Here is a 19,289-nt window from a genome sequence, read left to right on the forward strand (position 1 = left end):
TCAGGACTGGGACCAGGGTTTCACCGGCGGCTTCACCCACAGCAGCTTCTCGTCCGCGTGCGTGCGGGCGGCGGCCGGGTGGCCGGGGTTGCGGGCGGCCCAGCCGTCCTTCTGGTCGAGCAGGTCGGCGACGACCTGCCAGGTCTCACCGGTGCTCGGCGGGTTGGTGTCGGCGGCTCTGGCGAGTTTGCGCAGGGTGGCGGCGGGGAGGGCGCGTAGTTCGGTGGCGCAGATGTCGCGCGACCACGCGTAGGCGGCCAGCCGGCGGGCCTTGGCGACGCGGCTGGCGGTGGCCGCGTCGGAATGCGCGTGATCGGGTGCCTGATCGGCGCTGTCTGGCACGTCGGCGATTCTACGACGAACGCCCGCGCCCTGGTCGACGATGACCGGGGCGCGGGCGTTCAATGCGTCAGCAGCTGTCAGTACGCGCTGTTGACGTTGTCCATCGAGCCGTAGCGGGCGGCGGCGTAGTTGCAGGCCGCGACGATGTTGGAGACCGGGTTCCAGACATCGAAGGGGGTGCCCTCGACGTGGTACGCGGCGAAGGTGGGGTCGATCACCTGGAGCAGGCCCTTGGAGGGGATGCCGTTGATCGCGTTGATGTCCCACAGGTTGATCGCCTGGGGGTTACCGGTCGACTCGCGCATGATGTTGCGGTGGATGCCCTCGTAGGTGCCGGGGATGCCCTTGGCGGCCATGATGTCGAGCGCCTCACGGATCCAGCCGTCGAGGTTGTTCGGGTAGGTCTTGGGGGCCGGTTCCGGCATCGGGGCCGGGGCGGCCTCCGGAGCGGGCGCGGGTGCGGCTTCGGGAGCCGGGGCGGGGGCGGCCTCCACGGCCGGGGCGGCGCCGGCGGCGGGGATGGTCTCCGCCTGCTCGACGACCATGGCTGCACGCTCGGGAACGCTGTCGTCGGCGAAGGAGACGGCGGAGGACGCGGCTACGGCGACCAGACCGACCGCGGCGACCGCCACGGTGAACGCCTCACGGCGCGAACGACGGCCGATAACGGTGCTGAGCTTGTCTTTGTTGAGCATTGCTTTTCTGTTCCTTCATCTCTGTCTGGCGAGCACCGGCATCGCGGAGGAGTACGGTGGATCGCGGCAGCGCACGCAGCGGCGCACGCCGGTCAGGCGATGTGTTGTTTCTGTCTGTATGGAAGGTGCGACGCTGTCAGGGCGGGACGCTCGATGGCTGTCCGCCGCGTCGCACGGTGCTCCACAGCTGGCTGCGGGGAGACCACGCGCTGTTCGGTACTTCCGAAGGTTGGATACTTCCGGGCTAACCAAACCGCAGGTCTGTTTGTGACCTGATTGCAGAATGGTCACGATAAGTGAACGCCGGGTAAACAGAATCTGAACGGCAAACGATGGCGATCTTGGTAGCTTCGCCTGGCGGTTGCAGAATCGTTATCTATGCAGGGGGTTTGCCGGCGTTACCGCGGTGGCGCGGGTCACAGAAAAAGTTCTCGAAAATCTGGTTTCGGATGCGTTTGCCCAGCTCGTCGCTGTCCGGATTGGTGCGAAAGTGGCATGAGCGCCGAAATCGGGGGTGCTTCGATAACGGGTCTGTGACCGTTGGTTGACGGAACCGCCGGACTGCCGAGGGGTTGCTTCCGCGGTGTCAGAGGGACCGGCCGTGTGTGGCTTCCCGGTCATCGAGCAGGTAGCGGATCTCCTCGTCCGGATACGGCGTGCGCCGGCTCGTTTGCTGGAACGTCCGCAGGAACGCCGACATCGTCGCGGCGATCGGCGCGTGCCGGGTGATGAGCGCGGCGGTTCCGGCCGGGACGCCCACGGTCATAGGTCTGGTTCCGGTCGAGGAACGCGGCTTCCGACGGCGAGAGGTCGAAGTCGGCGGACAGCGCGAGGCCGTAGTCGCCGAAGTAGAGGCGACTGCCGTCGGTCAGGATGTTCTCGAAGTGCGTGTCGAGGTGCAGCAGGCCACGACTGTTCATGAACGCGGTCCCGGCGGCGAGTTCCCGCTCGATGCTCGCGGACGCGTCCCGCACCGCCTCGATCCGGTGGCGTATCTGTGGCCGGTCGTCCCAGTAGGCGACGGCGCGATTGCTCGGCCCGTCGCTCCAGCTCGGTGAGCGGCACCCGCTTCACGAAGACCGGCGTCCCGGCGACCTCCAGCAGCGCGGTCTGCCCACCGATCCCGGCCCCGACCGGCACGGCCGCATCAACGAGCGCACGCAACGTGTGATCGCTGCGCAGCGCCAGCGCGGTCGCGGCGGCACGATACGCCCGCAGCCGCGCCGGTCGCGACATATCGCCCCGCCATAGCCTCATGCGCGAATGTTGGAAAAATAGGCCAAAGCCGCGTCCTCGGCGGCGTCCGAGCTGGGCAGGGATCGATAGCCCGTGTCGTTCGCGCTGTGGACGAAGTTCCAGGTCAGCGACAAGCTCGGGGACATGGCGAGCGCGGCGTGCGGGTGCTGCTGGGGGATATAGGCGCAGTCGCCGGGCGCGAGCACGACGTCGATCAATGGACTCGACGGCCACCTGGGGGGCAGCATGCCGGGCGCGTCGATGACGGCGAAAAGCGCTTCTGGATCAGCGGGAGTGGTGGTTTCCGGCGGGTAGAGCAGGATTCGCTTGTGGCCGATCACCTGACACAGGTACGCGTCGCTGTACCAGGGATCGACGTGCCAGCGGGTCATCCCACCCCGGCCGCACACGAAAATCCCCTTCGCCGGAAAGGACTGACGTGCGATATCGACCGCCGTGGCACCGGCGGGGAAGGTATATCCCTCGGTCGGAATCCACTCCGGTGCATGCCACGAGTTCGCCAGGGCCAGGAAAGCGTCGTCGGCCCAGGGCAGCCGCTCCGCGGACTGGCGGGAGAACCATCGCAGATAGGGCGGGCGCGCACCGGGTTCGGCGTTCTGAACGAACCGAGCATGATACTTGCGCAGTGTCGTCAGCCCGGTGAGGGTGAACAGGCTGTCGTAGATCGGGGCCCGCTGATCGCCGACCATCGAAAGCACGCTGTCGAAGGTCCACGGAGGAGGCATATTCCAACTCTGCAGGCCGTTGCGCACAACGAGCGGCCGCGAGCGCGCGAGGTAGCTGTCAACGAACTCCCGCTGCGTCGGTGGGGAATCGACGATCAACAACGGCTCGGTCACGACGCCGCCAAGCGCAATTCGAGCGGAGTTCGGAACCGTGGGGCGACCGTGCGGCCGTCCAGGAAGCCGGTCACCCGGTCGGCTTCGGAGCCGATAGCTTCGCGTGCCTGTGCCGTCAGCGGTGCGAGTGGCTCCCAGCGCACTGTGCCTCCGGCATCCTGGCCCCAGCCGCCGACGACCGCACCGTCCCACCACACGGTGGGGCCGATATTGCCGGAGCGGTCGATGAGTTGGGCGGTCGGAAGGGGGCCGAGATACCAGTCACGTTCTTTCCAGCCCATGACGGTCGGGTCGAGCGACGGGAGCAATACCGCCCGCCCGGTACTCGCCGGTTCGTCGTCGAGGAGGTCGTCGTCGGTTGTCACGGCCGCTTGCCCGTCCTCGAATGTGATTGTCCGAGAGCCGATGTCGCCGAGGGTTCGATTGATCACGCCCTTGCCCCATCCGGTCCACCAGGTCAGATCGGTCATGGTGGCGGGTCCGAATCGGTCAAGGTAGGACGACAACAGCCACGCCCGGGCCGCGGCCGGATCAACCGGCGGCGTCCCGCTCGCTCGAACCCAGGTGACTTGGTTGCTCTGCCACGATCCCACCGGACCGCCACGCTCGATCCAGCCCTCCATGGCGAGCAGTCCGAGTAGTCGGCTCCCGATCGAAACCCACTTGGCCGACGCCCTGTCCGGTGCGCGGACTTGCTGTGTGAGCCGAGGTTCGAGCTCGACGAGCGCGGCGCCGGATCGCAAGATCCCGTCGGCGACAACGTCGCAGATCGCGTCCTGTACCGATCTCAGCCAGGTCTCACCCAGATCGGCCGAGCTCAACAGCCGCAGAATCGCGCGGCGCTCGCGCACGGCCAGATCGTCGGTCACTGCCGCCCGTAGCCGCGCGACGTCGGCTCGTCTGGCGATGAACACCGTGCGGCGCATCGCGTGCATTTTCACGAACGACCCGGAGTCGTACAACTCGGCTGACAATTCCTCGGCGGACACGGGTGCCAGGCGGGCAGCGAGTCCTAGGAAGACGGTGGCTGGATCGGTTGCGTGAAACGCCACGACCGAGCCAACCGCGTCAGCTGCCGAGGGGAAGGGCTTCTCGGTCAGTCCGTGCCGGCGCTGGAGGCGCGCGCGGCGAAGGGAGTGCGGGACCGACCGGGTCACGGTAGCGGGTGGGGGAGGGGGCAATCAGGGATCACACTTCCGCTTTCGTTGGGCTCGTGCTGGTGTCGGCCACCCCGGCTGGGTCGGCGACGATCACTGGTTGATGTGGGGGCTGGCCCTCTACGGTAATCGTCTTGTTCAGGTAGTCGGCGATCGTCCGGCCCTTGGGGTCTTTGAGCGGCCGGAACCAGCCGTAGCCGAGCGAAAAATAGTCGAGGAAGTGTGTGTTCTCGCGGATGAAGGCTTTCCAGATGCCGATCGGTTTCCCGTCGCGCTCGTTGACCAGCGAGATGTCGAAGAACCTGCGGCCCCAGGACTGGCCGGTGCGTCCCATCCAGATACAGCGATTCACGAAACCGACCATCCACCACACCACGTACGCCACGATGGTGATGACGGTCGCGGTCGATCCCCCGTGGTTGTTCGATCCCCAGGTGCTCACCACGTAGGCGAAAACGAGCGCGATCATGCTGACGTGCATGTCGATGAGCCAGGCGAGGGCCCGCTTCGAGAAAGGCGCGACGAACATCCGTAACCTCCGGCAGTGATACTGGCGACGGCTGCAAGCCTCTCTCGATCACGTCCCTTGCGCTGCTCAATGTTATTCAGCCGGACCCGCCGAGTGCGGCCGCCATCAACGCGTCCGCGATCGTGTCGACGTGCCGGTTGTGCCAGTCTGCGAGGTCCGTTCCGCGGGCCCACATGTTGAATGCACCCATCGCCGGTCCGCAATGGACCTGGAAGTCGGCCGCGCGGCGGTGGTTGCCCGCGATGGCGGAGTCGGTGGAATGCACCAGGTAGATTTTGAATACCGCGGCCATCTCGTGACGCGGGTCGTTCTCGATCAGTTTCAGACGGTCGGGTCGGTCCAGCCGCAGATAGCGTGCTTTCACCTGCTCGAGTGCCGATTCATAGGTGTTTCTGAGGATTTGGCCTTCGATGCTGGATCGGACCGCGGGATCGATGTCGTGCCAGCGGCTGTGCTCGCGCCATACCCGGTGCAGTCTGTTGGCTCGTGCGGCGAAGAGCGTCCCCCGGCGAACCACCTGCACTCGGCCGTCGACCTCGAACAAATCGGCCGCCGGCGCCATACCCGTGTCGTGGACACCGAGAGTCGACAGGAGGTCCTTCACGGTCTCCGATGTCCCGGCCTCCGGTGTGCACTGATTGATCGATCCGGTGAGGACGAATTCGGCGCCGAGCGCGCGCACCGCGGCGATGGCGAACGGTGTACCGATGCCGCCCGCCGCACCGACGCGCACCTGCCTGCTCAGCAGGCACTCGGAAGACACGGTCGTGCGCAGGTCGACGATGCTCGGTATCAGGGTCAGTGCGCTGCCGCGGTCGGTATGACCGCCGGAATCGGATTCGACACAGATATCGGAGGCGACCGGCACCATCTTCGCGACCTGTGCCTCCTCGTCGGTGAGCAGCCCTGTGCCGAGCAACTCATCGACGAGCTTCGGGGGCGCGGGCAGCAGGAACTTCCGCGCGATCTCGCCGCGTGAGACCTTGGCGAGTATCCGATTCGGCACGTGCGGCCGCCCGGTGGTCAGCCGGCTGCCCGCGTACCTGAACTGGACCAGAGGTGCTGACAGAGTGGTGTACGCCGCGGCTTCCAGGACCGATACCCGCGAACGTAGGGCGGCATCGACGACCCACTGTTCGGCGTCGATCCTGTCGGGTTGGTTGAGTAGATTGAGGCCGTATGGCAGACCTGTACAGGTACGGGCGAGCCGCGACGTGGCGTGATCGATCTCCTCCCGAGTGAGTCCGCCGGTCCCGAAGAACGCCAGATAGCCGGACTTCGCCATACGTTCGACCAATTCCACCGAGGAGATCGCCCGGTACATCGATCCGGCCACGTAGGCCTGCCGCACGCCGTGTGCTGTGCGGAAGTCGTCGTCGGCCGATGCGCCCGACCTCGACGTGGTCGATAGTCTTTCGGTACCCGGGTTCGATCGGCTTGCGCCGATATTCGCCGACCAGAGCTTGGTCAGCACCTGGCCGGGGCCCACCTCGGCGATCTCGGTGACCCCGCGAGCACGCAACGCCGCCATACAGTCGCTCCAGCGAACGGCCTCGCGCACCTGTTGGGCCAACAGCCGCGCCGCGCTGTGCGGCGTGTATTCGCCGGCGGTGACATTGCTGAGCACCGGGACGACACCCTGCCTGAAGTCCACCCTGGACAGGTGGGCCTCGAGGGCCCGCGCGGCGTCGGCCATATAGCGCGAATGGAATGCGGCACCGACTTTGAGCGGCACGAGGATGCCTCCCGCCGCGCGGACTTCGTCGTTCAACAGCGCGAGATCCGCAGTCGGCCCGGACAGAACCGTCTCGGTGGGCGAGTTCCAATTCGCGATGTCGACCGAGGTGATCGCGCTGGAGCGAAGCACATCGGCGACGACAGCCGCAGGGACGCGTACCACGGCGGCCATACCACCCTCGCGGACCGCGTGCATCAACCGGCCTCTGGCCGCGACCAGGCGAAGCCCTTGTTCGAAGTCGATGAAGCCTGCGATGGCGAGTGCGCTGATCTCACCGAGACTGTGGCCCGCCATCACATCGGGCCAGCCTTCGCTGTCACGGCGGGCCAGCCCGGAGAGGTAGTTGACTGTGAACAGTGTCGGCTGGAGGTGGTCGGTCCGCTCGAGATGCCCGGCGTCGCCCGCGCAGGCCGCAGCGATATCGAAGTCAAGCACCGAATCGCAGAGTCGTCGGACGGCGGGAAAGCGGGCCAGTAGTTCGATGCCCATGCCGGCGACCTGGGACCCCTGTCCCGGGAACAACCAAGCGCGACGTCCGGTGCCGTGCTCAACCGTGGACAAAGCGTCGCAGTGCTTCCATGCGGAGGCCGAGTCCGTCGGTGGACTTGGTGACCAGTCCCAGGTCGTGGAATCTGTTGATGAAGTATCCGACGCGCGACCGGGTGGTTCCCACCATCTGACCCAGTTCTTCGTGCGTGAGCGAACATCGAAGCCGAGTACAGCCGTTGTGGGCGATCCCCCAGTTGGTACCCAGCTGGATCAGCGTCGCGGCGAGTCGCCGCTCGCTGTCGAGGGTGACGAAAGAGACGATCGTCCGCTGTCTTTCCGTCATGAGATCGATCATGTGACCGCGCCATTGGGTGCTGAAGGGAGGAGTGGCGAGGAACTTTTCGAAGTCCATGCGCGGGATCACGTTGAACATCACCTCGCTCTTGGTCACCACGTCCTCACTGCGCGACCCCTTGGCGTCCTTGGCGACTCCGAGCACCGACCCCGGCCCTTCGATGCCGAGGACGCACAGCTTGCCTTGCGGTGAGGTGCTGAGGGTTTTCGCCCAGCCGGTGCGGATCAAGCAGATCCAGTCCGAAGTGTCGCTGCGTCCGTAGATCCGGCTGCCCGTGGGTATCCGCCGGACAGGGCCACGGAGTTGGCCCTTGCTGATCAGATCCGCCAGCGAGAGGCCCAGCGACAGTTCGGTCACCGGCGGTCGATGCTGTGCGGTCGGCTCCGGAGTCTGAGCCTGTCTGGAAGGTGAGCTGCTGGACCAGTCGATAGTCACGTCGTTCCCCAAGATCATGGTACGTCCAGTCCCGCTCCGGCGGACTCGAACCGAATCGGTAGCGAGGCGGATTGCCCTCGACTCGGGTAAATCGCAGGAACGGAGCGTCGGGCTGGAACGTTGTCGAGATTGCACCGCGAAGGCGTACCGTTCGACAGTCCTGCTGGTCGTTACTGCCTAATCGTTGATGCGTTTGTCATCGTGAGGTCCCTCCCCTGGAACCAACTGGATTCTCTCCCTGGCAAAAATATCAAGACGTACCACCCCCGTCAACCGTCTTGGGCTGCGTGACCTGCGAAGAGCGCAGGGCCCCAACGTATTTGGGGCATGTGATGCCCAGACGGCTCGACGTCGGTCCGGGCGTGGCCGAATGATCATGAAATGATCCCGGGTAGGTGGTGGTCACCTATTGCAGAGAACCGCGTCCACCGCGAGCCACAAATTGTGGGGGGTGCTGAATGTCCGAGGATCACCGATTGCCGAATCCGGCAGGGAAATATCGAGAGCGTCCTCGAGATCGAGAAGCAGCGAGACCGTCCGCAGGGAGTCGAGCCCGAGCTCGGCGAGGTCGGCATCCGGCAGCAGGGGCTCGTCCGCCGCGAGGAACGGCAGGCGGGTGCGCACAATGGCGACGAACTGGTCATTCATGGTGACTCCCTGAAAGGTTCGGGACCGACAGGTGTTCTGGCGATCGTCAACCGGCTGGCCGAGATGACACCGTCCGCGCCGTCGATGACGATCTCGGTCGGTGCCGGGTGGCCGAGAAACGCGATCAGGCTCGCGGTCAATCCGTAGGCGCCGACGTCGGGAATGCGGATCAGGTCACCCTCGGTCACCACCGGGAGTTCGACATCGCTGGACAGACAGTCGATCGGTGTGCACAGCGGGCCGACCAGCGACCCCCGTACCAGACCGTCCGCGCCGCCGAGGACCTCGACACTCGGCTGTGGCCGTGGCAGCTTCCGTAGTCCCGACATCCCGCCCAGATGGTTGACGCCGGATTCGAGCACGACATAGGTGAATCCCTTGGACGTCTTGCTGTCGACGACGCCGGCGACCAGGGACCCGCTTGTCGCTACCAGAAACCTGCCGGATTCGAAGCTGAGCAGGGGTGGTCGGTCGTAGCAGGACCATACCGACGACAAACGCTCGGCGAGTCCCGTGAGCTCGGCGACGTCGAGTGTTGTGCCTCGTCCGGCATAGGGAGCCGGAAACCCGCCACCGAGGTCTACCTCGCGCAGGGCGATGCCGGTCGCCGAGCTCAGTTCCGCTGCGATGACGGCGTTTTCGTACAGCTGCTCGGCGAGGCGCGCCGGGTCGGCGATGTTCGACGCGGCGTAGAGGTGAAATCCGCTGATGTCGGCGCCGGGACGTGAACCGAACAGCTCGGGCCTGTCCATCAACAGGGAAGCGTCGACACCGAACTGTGAGGAGACACCTGTCATGGTCAGCGAACCCCCCGCGAGCGGGGCATCGCGGTTGACGCGGATCAGGCACTCGGCCTTCGTCGAATGCGCCAGGCTCGCCGTCGCGATCCGATCGAGATCGCCCGCCGACTCGACCGAGAAGCGCCGCACGCCGACCCGAAGCGCGTGCTCGATCGCGGACCGCGTCTTTCCTGGACCGGTGAAGAGCACACGATCCGGTGACGCGCCCGCAGCGCACGCCACGTCCACCTCGCCGGCCGAGCTGACCTCCAGATGACAGCCGAGGTCGAGCAGGCACGCGACGATCGTTGGATGCGGATTTGCCTTCAACGAGTAGTACAGCCTGCTGCCCGGGGGCAGAACAGCGCGCAAGTTCGTGCAAGATTCTCGTACCAGAGCGAGGTCGTAGACATACAGTGGGCTTCCGTACCGGCAGGCCAGCTCGACCGACGACGTGCCGGTCACAACGACTCCCGCAGCAGCCTTTTGTCGACCTTTCCATTGATGTTCAGCGGCAACTTGTCTCGTATGAGTGTCCGTTGCGGCATCTTGCTCCGCTCGATTCGATCGGCGAGTTGGACGACGATGTCGCGCAGCGTCAGATCGGACTGGACGACGACGACCAAGCACGCCGGCTGGTCGTCGGTCGGGGCGATGAGGGCTGCCTGACACACTCCCGGAATGTCGAGAGCCGCGCCCTCGATCTCGGCGGCTGAGACCCGGAATCCGTTCTGTTTGTACTGCTCGTCGATTCGGCCGTGGTGATACAGGTATCCGTCTTCGTCCAGGTGACAGAGGTCGCCGGTCCACAGCAAGGTCCCGCCGAGGTAGTCCCGGCGAAAACGCTGCTCGGTGAGGTCTGGAGCGTTCCAATACCCGGACATGACATTCGCGCCGCGCACGACGAGTTCGCCCCGGTGGCCGGGTGGTAGCCGGTTGCCCTGCTCGTCGACGACGAAGCATTCGATGTCGTCGAGTGGATAGCCGACGGAGTCGAGGCGCTGGTCGAGCTGGTCCATGGGCATGATCGCCACTCGCTTGCATTCGGTGAGTCCGAACATTCGCACGACCGCCAGTCCGGGAATGAGGTCGGTCAGGTCCTGGATGGTCGCGGGGGCCAGAGCGGCACCGGTGCTGGTGATCATGCGCAGTCTCGCCGGTGGCTCGCCCGATCGGGTGACGGCCATCCGCAGGATCTGGGCGAGAGAGGGGACGCACGGCAGCACCGTTGTCCTGGTGCGTTCGAGCGTCGCCAGGATGGCGGTTCCTGCCGACTCCCGGGGCTCCAAGAACAGGGTCGCTCCCACGTCTGTGGTCAAGAATGCCTGGTAGAGGCCATAGTCGAAGGACTGAGGGAGGACGCACAGCACCCTGTCGTCGGCTGTGTAGTTCAACCGCAATTGAATCGCCTTGGTGGCGAACAGTACCTGCGCGTGCGTGGATACGACACCCTTCGCCGCGGCGGTGCTGCCCGAGGTGTAGATCAGGCACACCGGATCGCACGAGATCGCGGGCCGATAGCGGCCAGGCGTCGGCCTGCGGCGCGCCTCGGCGAGCTCGTCGATGTCGATGCGCGGCACGTCCGGGGCCACATCGGCAGCCAGATCGTTCGTCGCGGACTCCAATACCACGACCGTCGGCCGGCAATCGTCGACGATCATTCGCAACTGGTACGGCTTGAGATCCGGGGAGACCGGGACATAGACCAGCCCAGCCCGCGAGCACGCGAAGGCCAGGGGGACGGCCATCGCGCTGGCGGAGGCGAGTGTCAGCACCCGATCGCCGCGCTCGACTCCCAGGTCGCGCAGGTAACCCTGGATGGCAAGGCTTATCTGTCGCACTCGTCCGTAACTCCACGACCGGTCGCGGGCGCAGAGGGCGATCTTGGACGGTGACAGCTTCGCCCGACGATCGAGCAGGTCGTGCAACAACTGCTCGCGCAAAGGAACTCCTCACGATGGCCGGATGCTGTCATCGCACGCTATGACGGCCACGGGCATGCTCGAGGCTCAAGGTTGAGCGCTGGAAGAATCTGTGGAGAGAGCTCAATTCTGCGCAGTCTCGTCCGCCTGATGCTCCTAGCCTTCCCGTGGACAAGCGAGCCCAGGCCACGAGGTGGGGAACATGACCGTGATCGAATCCCGCGAACCAGTCGAGCGTGACACGGACCCTTCCGCGCGCATTGTCGACGAGATGCTCGAGAGGTTGATTCCGATCTTGCGGTCGGGTGTCGCGGCCGGTGAGGCGCATCGCAGGCTCCCCGACGACGTCGCGCGGGCGCTCGTCGACGCGGGCGCGTTCCAGGTGCAGGTACCCGAGTCGCTCGGCGGTTTGGAGCTGAATCCGCTCGAGGCGACTCGGCTTGTCGAGGAACTGTCCCGCGTCGATTCGAGCGCCGGCTTCCTGGTGGGCAACATGAACAGCCAGGCGTTCGCGATGATGGCACTCTCCGCGGAGGGGGTCGAGGAAGTCTTCGCGGACAAGGGCGCGGTCATCTGTGGCGGCGCGTTTCCGCCGGCGATGGCCGTCGAGGTCCCCGGCGGCTACCTCGTCTCGGGTCGGGCAGGCTTCGCCTCAGGCGCGCACATCGCGACCTGGGTGACCGCCTACGCCATGCTCATGGTGGACGGGCAGCCCGCAATGACCCCCACCGGGCCGGTCATGCTCCTGGCGGCGATGGACCGTGGTGCCTGCGAGCTGGTGGAGAACTGGGATGTTCTGGGGCTCAGAGGAACCGGCAGTCACGACTATGCCTACGACCAGGTGTTCGTTCCTGCCGCACGGGTAGCGCCACTCACGCTGGGCGAGCCGAACAGTCACTTTTCCGGCCCCCTGTACAAGTCGCGGCTCTGGTCGGGACACCCGGCCTTCGCCGCCACCGCACTGGGCGTCGCGCGGGCCGGTCTGGACGAGGTCGGCGCGCTGGTGCGTACCAAGCGAGGGAACTTCATGATGGAGGTTCTCGGGGACAGCCCCTCGGTGCAACGCCAACTCGGAAAAGCAGAGGCCAAGTACCGTGCTGCCCGCGGTTATCTCTACGACACGGTGGATCAGCTGTGGCAGCACCAGCTGACCGGCGAATTCGTCACCACCGAACACGGCATCGCCATGCAGCTCGCCGCGTGCTTTGTGATCGAAACCGCGCGCGAGATCAGTGAAATCGTGCACGAGATCGCCGGTTCGACGGGTTTCCGGGAATCCAGTTCCCTGGAGAAGCTCTTCCGCGACGCGCACACCCTCAGCCAGCATGCCTTCGCTTCGCAGACCCGATACGAGTCGGCGGTCAAGGCCATGCTCGGAAAGCCCAACGACTGGCTGTTCTTTCAGCTGTGACCACGGCACTCATCAGGAGTCGACCGGTAGTGAGGAAGCGATGATGACTCCCGCGATTGTTGCGCGAGACCTCGGGCGAGCATTCAAGGACAAGGTCGCCCTCGAGGGTTTGAACCTCGAAATCCCACGCGGTGAGGTGTACGGCCTGCTCGGACCGAACGGCGCCGGAAAGTCGACGACGGTGCGGATACTCTGCACGCTGCTCATGCCGACCAGCGGCTCTGCCCGGGTCGCCGGTTACGACGTCGCGACCGACCCCACCAATGTCAGACTTCGTATCGGTGCGGCATTGCAGGCCACGGCCATCGACGGCCTGCAGACCGGGCGGGAGATGCTGGCGCTGCAGGCGAAGCTGTACAACGTGAGGCCGGCCGTCGCGAAGAAGCGGATCGCCGAGCTGGAGTCGCTCATCGATCTGGGTAGCGATTTCGACAAACGAGTCTCGACCTACTCCGGTGGCATGAAGCGACGTCTCGACATCGCGACGGCGATGCTGCACCGGCCTCCGGTACTGTTCCTGGACGAACCGACCACGGGGCTGGACCCACGCAGCAGACAGCAGATGTGGGACGAGGTCCGGCGGCTGAATCAGGAACTCGGCGTGACGATTCTGCTGACCACGCAGTACCTGGAGGAAGCGGATGCGCTGGCGCATCGGCTCGGCATCATCAACGAGGGCCGTCTGGTCGCGGAGGGTACCCCGCACGAGCTCAAACGCACGGTCCGGGACGACATCGTCGTTGCCAACATCAAGGGTGACGCGCGGCGCGCGGAGGCAGCGCTCGCAGCGATCCCAGGGGTGAAATCCGTGACGGCGCTCGCGGAGCGAATCGAGGCCAGGGCCTCCGATGGTGCGCAGACCATCGGCCCGGTCGCGATGGCGATTCAGAAGGCCGAGCTGGAACTCACCGATATCACACTGCGAACCCCCACCTTGGACGATGTCTTTATGGAACTCACCGGTGGCCACATCACGGAGGGCGAGAATGAGTCGATCCGCTGAAGTCGAAATGCATTCCACACAGGACGAGTTCGCGGTCGACCCCGAGCTCGCGCCGCGGACCTCGTCGTTCCTTCGTGATGTGGCGATCATCGCGATGCGATCGATCCGCCAGCTGCCGAGGGAGCCGGAGGCGGTGTTCCCGGCCCTGATGATTCCGGTCTTCTTCATGGCGGTCAATATCGGGTCGCTCGAGAAACTGACCGAGTCGGCGCTCGCGATCGACTACAAGGCATTTCAGCTACCTGTCGGCATCGTTTTCGCGGTCACCGGAATCAGCCGAGGAGCATCGCTGGTAGCGGACCTGAACTCGGGTTATTTCGACCGCTTGCTGATGACGCCGGTGTCGCGGCTGGCCTTGCTGATCGGCACGATGGCAGCGGACTTCGTCTTGGTGGCCATGATGACCCTCCCCGTGCTGTGTCTCGGCTTCTTCGTCGGTGTCGGTTTCCACAACGGCATCGCGGGATTCCTTGTCTTCATTGCTATTTCGGCACTATGGGGTATGGTGTTCCCCGGATTCACCTACGCGATCGCCTTCAAGACCGCGAGCACGGCCGCTGTCGCCTCGGCAACGATCCTGTTCTTCCCCTTCGCGTTCCTTACCACGACCTTCCTGCCGAAGGATCAGCTGAACGGGCTTCTCGACGCGGTGGCGACAGTCAACCCGGTCACCTATATCCTGGAGGCGCTGCGGAGTTTGCTCACGGAGAACTGGAACCTCTCCGCGCTCGGCCCGGCGTTGCTGGCAATTGTGGTGGTGGGGATCTTGAGTATCGGTCTGGCCCTTACCGCACTGCTGGGCCGAGTGAGTCGGAACTAGCCAATGATTGTCAGCCGTACCGAAGGAGCGCAATGAACTACATCGGGACATTCATCGCGGTGGCCGATGATTGCAAGGTCGACTACGGGAAGGTGCCGGTCGCGCGGGGATCCTCACGATCGGTCGCGCAGATCCAGTACGAGATGCTGTCCGAGCACCCGTACACCTATACCCAAGAAGACGTGTTGTTCGAGTCTTGGTTCGCCCGGCAAGATCTCGAGGTGAGCGAGGCGGAGAAGGCTGACCTGCGTGCGCAGTTCTTCTCCAAGGAACAGCCGTGCCTGCGCACATCGCCCTTGACCCGCACCCACGGGTGGGGCTTGGTCTTCGACAAGGAAGGCCTGATTGCCCTGTGCCCCAAGGATTCACCGGAGTACGCGGAGTTCGTCCAGTCCACCGACCTGAAGGTTGTCAAGGCACTGCGGACCAAACGAGCGTAATCGGGTGAGGTTCAGATCGGATATTTCCTCAACGAACGACCAAGGAGGTCACTCAGTATGATCGCGTCGTATACCTGCACCACGCTCGACTGCCCCGACCATGACGCGCTTTCCGGGTTCTACGCCAAGGTCCTCGGCTGGAACGTGGTCCACCGCGACGACAACGTCGCGTATCTGGCGAGCGACGCCGGGCTCAAGCTGGGGTTCCAGAAGGTAGAGAACTTCGTCGCGCCTGCGTGGCCCAAAGGCGATGTTCCCCAGCAGTTCCACCTCGATCTCGAAGCACAGGACCTCGCGGCCGCGGAGAAGGAACTCCTGGCCGCAGGCGCGGTCAAGGCTGAGCACCAGCCCGGTGGCGACTACTGGTCGGTTTTCATCGACCCGGCTGGGCACCCCTTCTGCATCGCGCCCCCGATGGGCTAGGACGGTTCCGTCCGACGATGCGCGCTGATTCCGGTGGCCCCCTCGAACTCGATATCGAGGGGGCCACTGCCACACTCACACTCGACCGACCTGGGCGGCGCAACGTCCTGGACGCCGATCTGTTGACGGCGCTGCACCGGTCCCTCGACGTCGTTCACAGATCACCCACGGTCCGGGTCCTGCGACTCGGGCATCACGGCCCGTGGTTCTGCGCTGGTATGGACCTGGCCGATGTCGCTGAACCGGTCCGGACCACAGCGGATTTCTACTCGGTCCTGGAACGCCTCGCGCTGGGCGATCTCACCACGATCGCGATCGTCGACGGACAAGTGGCGGGGGGCGGGGTCGGATTGGTCGCGGCCTGCGATGTCGTGCTCGCTTCAGCCGGCTCGACCTTCTCCTTACCCGAGGCCCTGTGGGGTCTGGTGCCCGCGGCGGTGTATCCCTTTCTGCGTCGAAGAGTCGGCCCTGGGGGAGCACGCCACCTCGCGCTGTCGACTCGGACGATGACGGCCCCCGAAGCGGCGCGGATGGGGCTGGTCGACGAGGTGAGTGAGCGTGTGGACCAGGCGGCTACCGCCGCGACCAGACGGTGCGTTCGAGTAGATCGTGCGACGATCGCCCGAATCAAGGCTTATACCAACTCTTTCGACGCGTTGCCCGCGCACGGGGGTGCCGAGGCCGCCGCTGTGTTGACGGCGGCGGTGCGAGCTCCGGGCGTGGTGGATCGGATCGACAAGTGGACGCGTACCGGTCGGCTACCGTGGGAGTGACGACCGGGTTCGCGTCCGCACGGAGGCGAGATGAGCGGAGATCTTCGCCGCCACCTCGTCGCTGTGGGTGAAAAGAGAGAAGTGCCCACCACCCACGGTGGCGGATTCCGACTGCGGGAACACTCGCGCGATGTCGGCGGCATCGGTTGCGGACACGACGACATCCTGGACTGCCGAGATGACCGTTATCGGGACGGCAATCGATCGAACGGCGGTGTCGGCCAGGATGTCGTCCTCCCAGAACTCCAGATGCTGTGTCGCATACGCGATGAGATCGGGCGCGCTGTGAAAGGCGCCGACTCCCGCGTCGGCGAGTTCGGCAGGCAAGCCGATGGACGAGCTGGTACCAGCTGACCGCCGTCGGTTGAGTGCTTCGGCGAGCCGGCCGGCGCTCGCTTGCCGTCTGTATACGGTGCGAAGCAGTGCCTCGAGTTCGGACTCGTATTCGGTGTCGAGAGATTTCGCGCGACTCGGCCCCTTGAGTGACGGATTGAGAAAGACCAGCGAGGCGACGGAATTCGGGTGTCGCGCGGTAACCCGCAGGGCGATCTTCGGTCCGGTGCACCATGCGACAAGGTGAACCGGTCGGCCGAGTGCCGCCAGCTGTCGTGACAGTTCGGACGCCTGGGTCGCCCCGGTCCACTGCAAGGCAGGTGTCCAGAGGGATGTCGGATGACCGGCGATCTGCTCGCCGAGGCGGGACCAGGGGGCCGGGCCCTGTCCGAAGGCATTGACGAAAAGGACAGGCGTGTCAGGGATTTCGAGCACGGAGCTCCTCGGAAAGACTGTGGACGACGAAGTCGACCTTCGGTGCGTGGACCGCGACGGACACATGGTGCTCGGGCGAGGCGGGCCACGAGCGCATCGACCAGCTCGGATCGTTGTCGGCACGACGTGCGTTCCGGTCGTCGTCGAAATCGAAGGCGATGGTGTCGAAGGGCGTGCGCAAACCCGTTCCCAGCGCCTTGGTTGTCGCCTCCTTGAGCGTCCACAGGCGACAGAATTGGTCCGTTCGAGCCGCCGGGTCGAGGTCGCGCATCGTGGCGAGTTCGGTAGCGGAGAGCACCCGATGGGCGACCCGCGAGACCATGGCGGAGTCAGCACGCCGTTCGATGTCGATTCCGCACGCGTCGGTCAAGGTGGCGACGACGGCGACCATCCCGTCGGTATGCGAAAGATTGACGCGGATGTCCGCGTCGAGCCGCGGAGCCGAAACCTCGGGTCGGCCATGTGGGTTCCGCGCACTCAGCCGCCATTCCGACGGGTCGATCCGTGGCGCGCACCAACTGAGCGCGTGGCGGGCGAGGGCGTGGGCGGCGGCGAACGCCCGGCGCGCTTCCGTCGGCACGATACGCCGCCATCTCCGGAGCTCCTCAGGGCTCAGACAATCGAGGGTCGTGACATCTCCGGTGTGCGCGATCCAGACGTGGGCCTCGCGGACCCGAAGCACGACGGTCCGGGTCATCCGGGCCCCCCGGGCGGGGTTTGTGACAGCACGGTCGCTGTGGCGACGACGGCGGTCATCACGACCGCCTCGGCAAAACCGGTGTACAAGAACCGCTCTGGACTGCCGCCGCGTGCCACAGTGGGGACACTGTGGCGTCGGTGCCACGCGCCGAACGCGACGAGGCCGGCCAGCCCGGCCGCCTTGGCGAGTACGAGAAGAAGATAGGTGCGCGAGAATCCGTCCGCCTCGGGGATTCGAGCGAGGAGGCTGCCGAGGCCACTCGCGGCCGTGACTGCCGCACACACCAGCGCGAGGCGGCTGAGTTTCGGCAACGCCACCCGGAGCGCGGCACGATCACCCCGCACGGCCCCGATGAACACCAGCACCGCCACACCACCCACCCACAGTGCCGCGCACACGACGTGCGCGACGATCATCGCGACATTGATCACGTGATTCGACGCCGAGCTCGGATGGCCGCCGAGGAACGGTAGACACACGGCAACCATGGCAACCGTGAGCAGCGTCAGGGGCAGGACGGTCGTTCGTGTCAGTACGGCCAGCGTCAGGAAGCCGGCACTGCCCGCGAGGCAGTACGCGATGCTCGGCGATGTCAGACACGCGACAACGTCGGCTGGGGGGATGTCGAGCACCGGCTTGCCGACAATCGCCGAGATGCCAAGCATTGCCTGAAAGGCCAAGGTGGCCGCCGTCGTCAGCGCGAGCCGACGGGCTCCGCGTCGCAGGGAATCCGTGGTCCGCCGGTGCTCGGTCGGTCCGCCCAACAGCACCATGCCCAGCAGCGATCCGACCGTGAGAACCGCGGTTGTCGTCCCGACGAGTCGCAGCAGCGGTCCACCCCATCGAGTGAACGGTCCCGGATCGAAGGCCAGCAACGCGGGCGGCGGTGGATCGGCGATATGACCAGCCGATATTCCCGCGAGGAGCGCGGCGAGTGCTGTCGTGATCAGCACCGCGAGCCCGAATGCCCGCCTGCTCGATGTCATCCTGTCGCGCTCTCGTCGCAACACTCGCCGGTCTGTGCCGATCCGCCGGACTCGATGTCATCGGGGCTTGTGGTGGGACGAACAGCTGAGACGACGGCCTTGCGGAGGAACAAGACGAGGAATCCTCCGACAATCAGGTGCAGGAGATGGTCGGACAGGAACTGCATGACGGTCAACGGAAATGCGAACGACAGTCGCAATCACCCTGGGAGCCTGCGGCGGCGGGCCCGAACCAATGCAGGCTCAACGCGGCCAGAATCGGCAGCATGACAGCCATGTTGTAGATGAGATGCAGCTCGACGCGTGGGAAGAAGGCTTGTACGACGCTGGTCGGCACCGGCCGACCGAGAAAATGCATCCCGGACCAGTACTGCGCAAGCAAGAAGGTGTGTTCGGCAAAATGCCAGATCTGAATCCCGAGGGCAATCGTCCACCACTTCCTGCTGCGGCCCTTGAAGCCCGGGCGAAGCAGGATCAGCCCGACGATCATCAGTACGGCGTATGTCCAGTGCAGGACCTCGTCCTTGTTCACCGCAGGGAGCAGGTAGCCGATGAACCCGCCTGCCTTCGTCCGCGGCATGTCGAGGACGTAGATCTGAAAGGCCTGGACTGTGTGCTCGATCGCGTGCGCGATGAGGATGGCCACATAGATCCGCAGTGCTGGGAAATGTTTGCCCGAGTTGATCTGGGAAAACCAGGAAAAGCGTTGGTGCGCTTGGGTATCAGCCTCAGCGCCGGATCCGATCGAAATCATACTGCTGCCCCCAGATCAGGTGATGC

At 65.3% G+C, this 19,289-nt stretch carries 21 protein-coding genes; 6 read left to right on the top strand and 15 right to left on the bottom strand.

Annotation, left to right across the window (positions count from 1 at the left end):
* The 11 genes from ACFXK0_RS15250 to ACFXK0_RS15300 all read right to left on the bottom strand — a co-directional run bounded on the left by ACFXK0_RS15250 (nt 1) and on the right by ACFXK0_RS15300 (nt 11,206).
* Nucleotides 1-342: a hypothetical protein gene (locus ACFXK0_RS15250; protein ID WP_379410836.1), complete on the bottom strand. Its 342-nt coding sequence runs from the start codon at nt 340-342 to the stop codon at nt 1-3.
* Nucleotides 343-419: 77 nt separating this feature from the next.
* Nucleotides 420-1,037 carry a transglycosylase SLT domain-containing protein gene (locus tag ACFXK0_RS15255; RefSeq protein WP_379410838.1) on the bottom strand — a complete coding sequence of 206 codons (618 nt, stop codon included), beginning with the start codon at nt 1,035-1,037 and terminating at the stop codon, nt 420-422.
* Between the two features lie 617 nt (nt 1,038-1,654).
* Complete coding sequence (locus ACFXK0_RS15260) at nt 1,655-1,957, bottom strand: hypothetical protein (RefSeq protein WP_379410839.1); 303 nt, start codon at nt 1,955-1,957, stop codon at nt 1,655-1,657.
* Between the two features lie 333 nt (nt 1,958-2,290).
* Nucleotides 2,291-3,133: a cupin-like domain-containing protein gene (locus tag ACFXK0_RS15265; protein WP_379410841.1), complete on the bottom strand. Its 843-nt coding sequence runs from the start codon at nt 3,131-3,133 to the stop codon at nt 2,291-2,293.
* Nucleotides 3,130-4,290: a winged helix DNA-binding domain-containing protein gene (locus tag ACFXK0_RS15270; RefSeq protein WP_379410842.1), complete on the bottom strand. Its 1,161-nt coding sequence runs from the start codon at nt 4,288-4,290 to the stop codon at nt 3,130-3,132. Before ACFXK0_RS15270 ends, ACFXK0_RS15265 begins: the two co-directional genes overlap by 4 nt.
* Before the next feature lie 31 nt (nt 4,291-4,321).
* On the bottom strand, nt 4,322-4,819 hold the full coding sequence (locus ACFXK0_RS15275) for an RDD family protein (protein ID WP_379410844.1): 498 nt from the start codon (nt 4,817-4,819) through the stop codon (nt 4,322-4,324).
* 76 nt (nt 4,820-4,895) lie between these two features.
* Nucleotides 4,896-7,046, bottom strand: a complete 2,151-nt coding sequence (locus ACFXK0_RS15280; protein WP_379410845.1) for a PfaD family polyunsaturated fatty acid/polyketide biosynthesis protein — start codon at nt 7,044-7,046, stop codon at nt 4,896-4,898.
* Nucleotides 7,047-7,104: 58 nt separating this feature from the next.
* Nucleotides 7,105-7,758: a Crp/Fnr family transcriptional regulator gene (locus ACFXK0_RS15285; protein WP_379410846.1), complete on the bottom strand. Its 654-nt coding sequence runs from the start codon at nt 7,756-7,758 to the stop codon at nt 7,105-7,107.
* A gap of 480 nt (nt 7,759-8,238) precedes the next feature.
* Nucleotides 8,239-8,484 (bottom strand): phosphopantetheine-binding protein, encoded by a 246-nt coding sequence (locus ACFXK0_RS15290; protein ID WP_379410848.1) that lies wholly within the window; start codon nt 8,482-8,484, stop codon nt 8,239-8,241.
* Complete coding sequence (locus ACFXK0_RS15295) at nt 8,481-9,728, bottom strand: type III PLP-dependent enzyme (RefSeq protein WP_379410850.1); 1,248 nt, start codon at nt 9,726-9,728, stop codon at nt 8,481-8,483. The genes ACFXK0_RS15290 and ACFXK0_RS15295 overlap by 4 nt, the downstream gene beginning before the upstream one ends.
* Complete coding sequence (locus ACFXK0_RS15300; RefSeq protein WP_379410851.1) at nt 9,725-11,206, bottom strand: class I adenylate-forming enzyme family protein; 1,482 nt, start codon at nt 11,204-11,206, stop codon at nt 9,725-9,727. The genes ACFXK0_RS15295 and ACFXK0_RS15300 overlap by 4 nt, the downstream gene beginning before the upstream one ends.
* 181 nt (nt 11,207-11,387) lie before the next feature.
* Here ACFXK0_RS15300 and ACFXK0_RS15305 point away from each other — a divergent pair, with 181 nt between their 5' ends.
* The 6 genes from ACFXK0_RS15305 to ACFXK0_RS15330 are packed head-to-tail and all read left to right on the top strand — an operon-like array spanning nt 11,388 to nt 16,055.
* Nucleotides 11,388-12,596, top strand: coding sequence for an acyl-CoA dehydrogenase family protein (locus ACFXK0_RS15305; protein ID WP_379410852.1), 1,209 nt, complete (start codon nt 11,388-11,390; stop codon nt 12,594-12,596).
* A 43-nt stretch (nt 12,597-12,639) separates the two neighbouring features.
* Complete coding sequence (locus ACFXK0_RS15310) at nt 12,640-13,599, top strand: ATP-binding cassette domain-containing protein (protein WP_379410853.1); 960 nt, start codon at nt 12,640-12,642, stop codon at nt 13,597-13,599.
* Nucleotides 13,583-14,419, top strand: a complete 837-nt coding sequence (locus ACFXK0_RS15315; RefSeq protein WP_379410854.1) for an ABC transporter permease — start codon at nt 13,583-13,585, stop codon at nt 14,417-14,419. Before ACFXK0_RS15310 ends, ACFXK0_RS15315 begins: the two co-directional genes overlap by 17 nt.
* A 32-nt stretch (nt 14,420-14,451) precedes the next feature.
* Entirely contained in the window at nt 14,452-14,859 is a 408-nt protein-coding gene (locus tag ACFXK0_RS15320) for a DUF6157 family protein (RefSeq protein WP_379410855.1), read from the top strand.
* A 57-nt stretch (nt 14,860-14,916) separates the two neighbouring features.
* On the top strand, nt 14,917-15,282 hold the full coding sequence (locus ACFXK0_RS15325) for a VOC family protein (RefSeq protein WP_379410856.1): 366 nt from the start codon (nt 14,917-14,919) through the stop codon (nt 15,280-15,282).
* Between the two features lie 17 nt (nt 15,283-15,299).
* Nucleotides 15,300-16,055: an enoyl-CoA hydratase/isomerase family protein gene (locus tag ACFXK0_RS15330; RefSeq protein WP_379410858.1), complete on the top strand. Its 756-nt coding sequence runs from the start codon at nt 15,300-15,302 to the stop codon at nt 16,053-16,055.
* Here ACFXK0_RS15330 and ACFXK0_RS15335 read toward each other — a convergent pair.
* The 4 genes from ACFXK0_RS15335 to ACFXK0_RS15350 form a co-directional block, all read right to left on the bottom strand.
* Nucleotides 16,041-16,823, bottom strand: coding sequence for an alpha/beta fold hydrolase (locus ACFXK0_RS15335; RefSeq protein ID WP_379410859.1), 783 nt, complete (start codon nt 16,821-16,823; stop codon nt 16,041-16,043). The two genes, ACFXK0_RS15330 and ACFXK0_RS15335, sit on opposite strands and share 15 nt — an antisense overlap.
* Nucleotides 16,807-17,403 carry a 4'-phosphopantetheinyl transferase family protein gene (locus ACFXK0_RS15340; protein WP_379410861.1) on the bottom strand — a complete coding sequence of 199 codons (597 nt, stop codon included), beginning with the start codon at nt 17,401-17,403 and terminating at the stop codon, nt 16,807-16,809. Before ACFXK0_RS15340 ends, ACFXK0_RS15335 begins: the two co-directional genes overlap by 17 nt.
* Before the next feature lie 113 nt (nt 17,404-17,516).
* Nucleotides 17,517-18,509, bottom strand: a complete 993-nt coding sequence (locus ACFXK0_RS15345; protein ID WP_379410862.1) for a copper resistance D family protein — start codon at nt 18,507-18,509, stop codon at nt 17,517-17,519.
* A gap of 172 nt (nt 18,510-18,681) precedes the next feature.
* A complete protein-coding gene (locus tag ACFXK0_RS15350; protein WP_379410864.1) occupies nt 18,682-19,263 on the bottom strand; it encodes a hypothetical protein in 582 nt (193 codons plus the stop codon).
* Between the last annotated feature and the right edge of the window lie 26 nt (nt 19,264-19,289).

Origin of the sequence: Nocardia sp. NPDC059177, assembly GCF_042755165.1 — a bacterium.
Taxonomy (GTDB): Bacteria; Actinomycetota; Actinomycetes; order Mycobacteriales; family Mycobacteriaceae; genus Nocardia.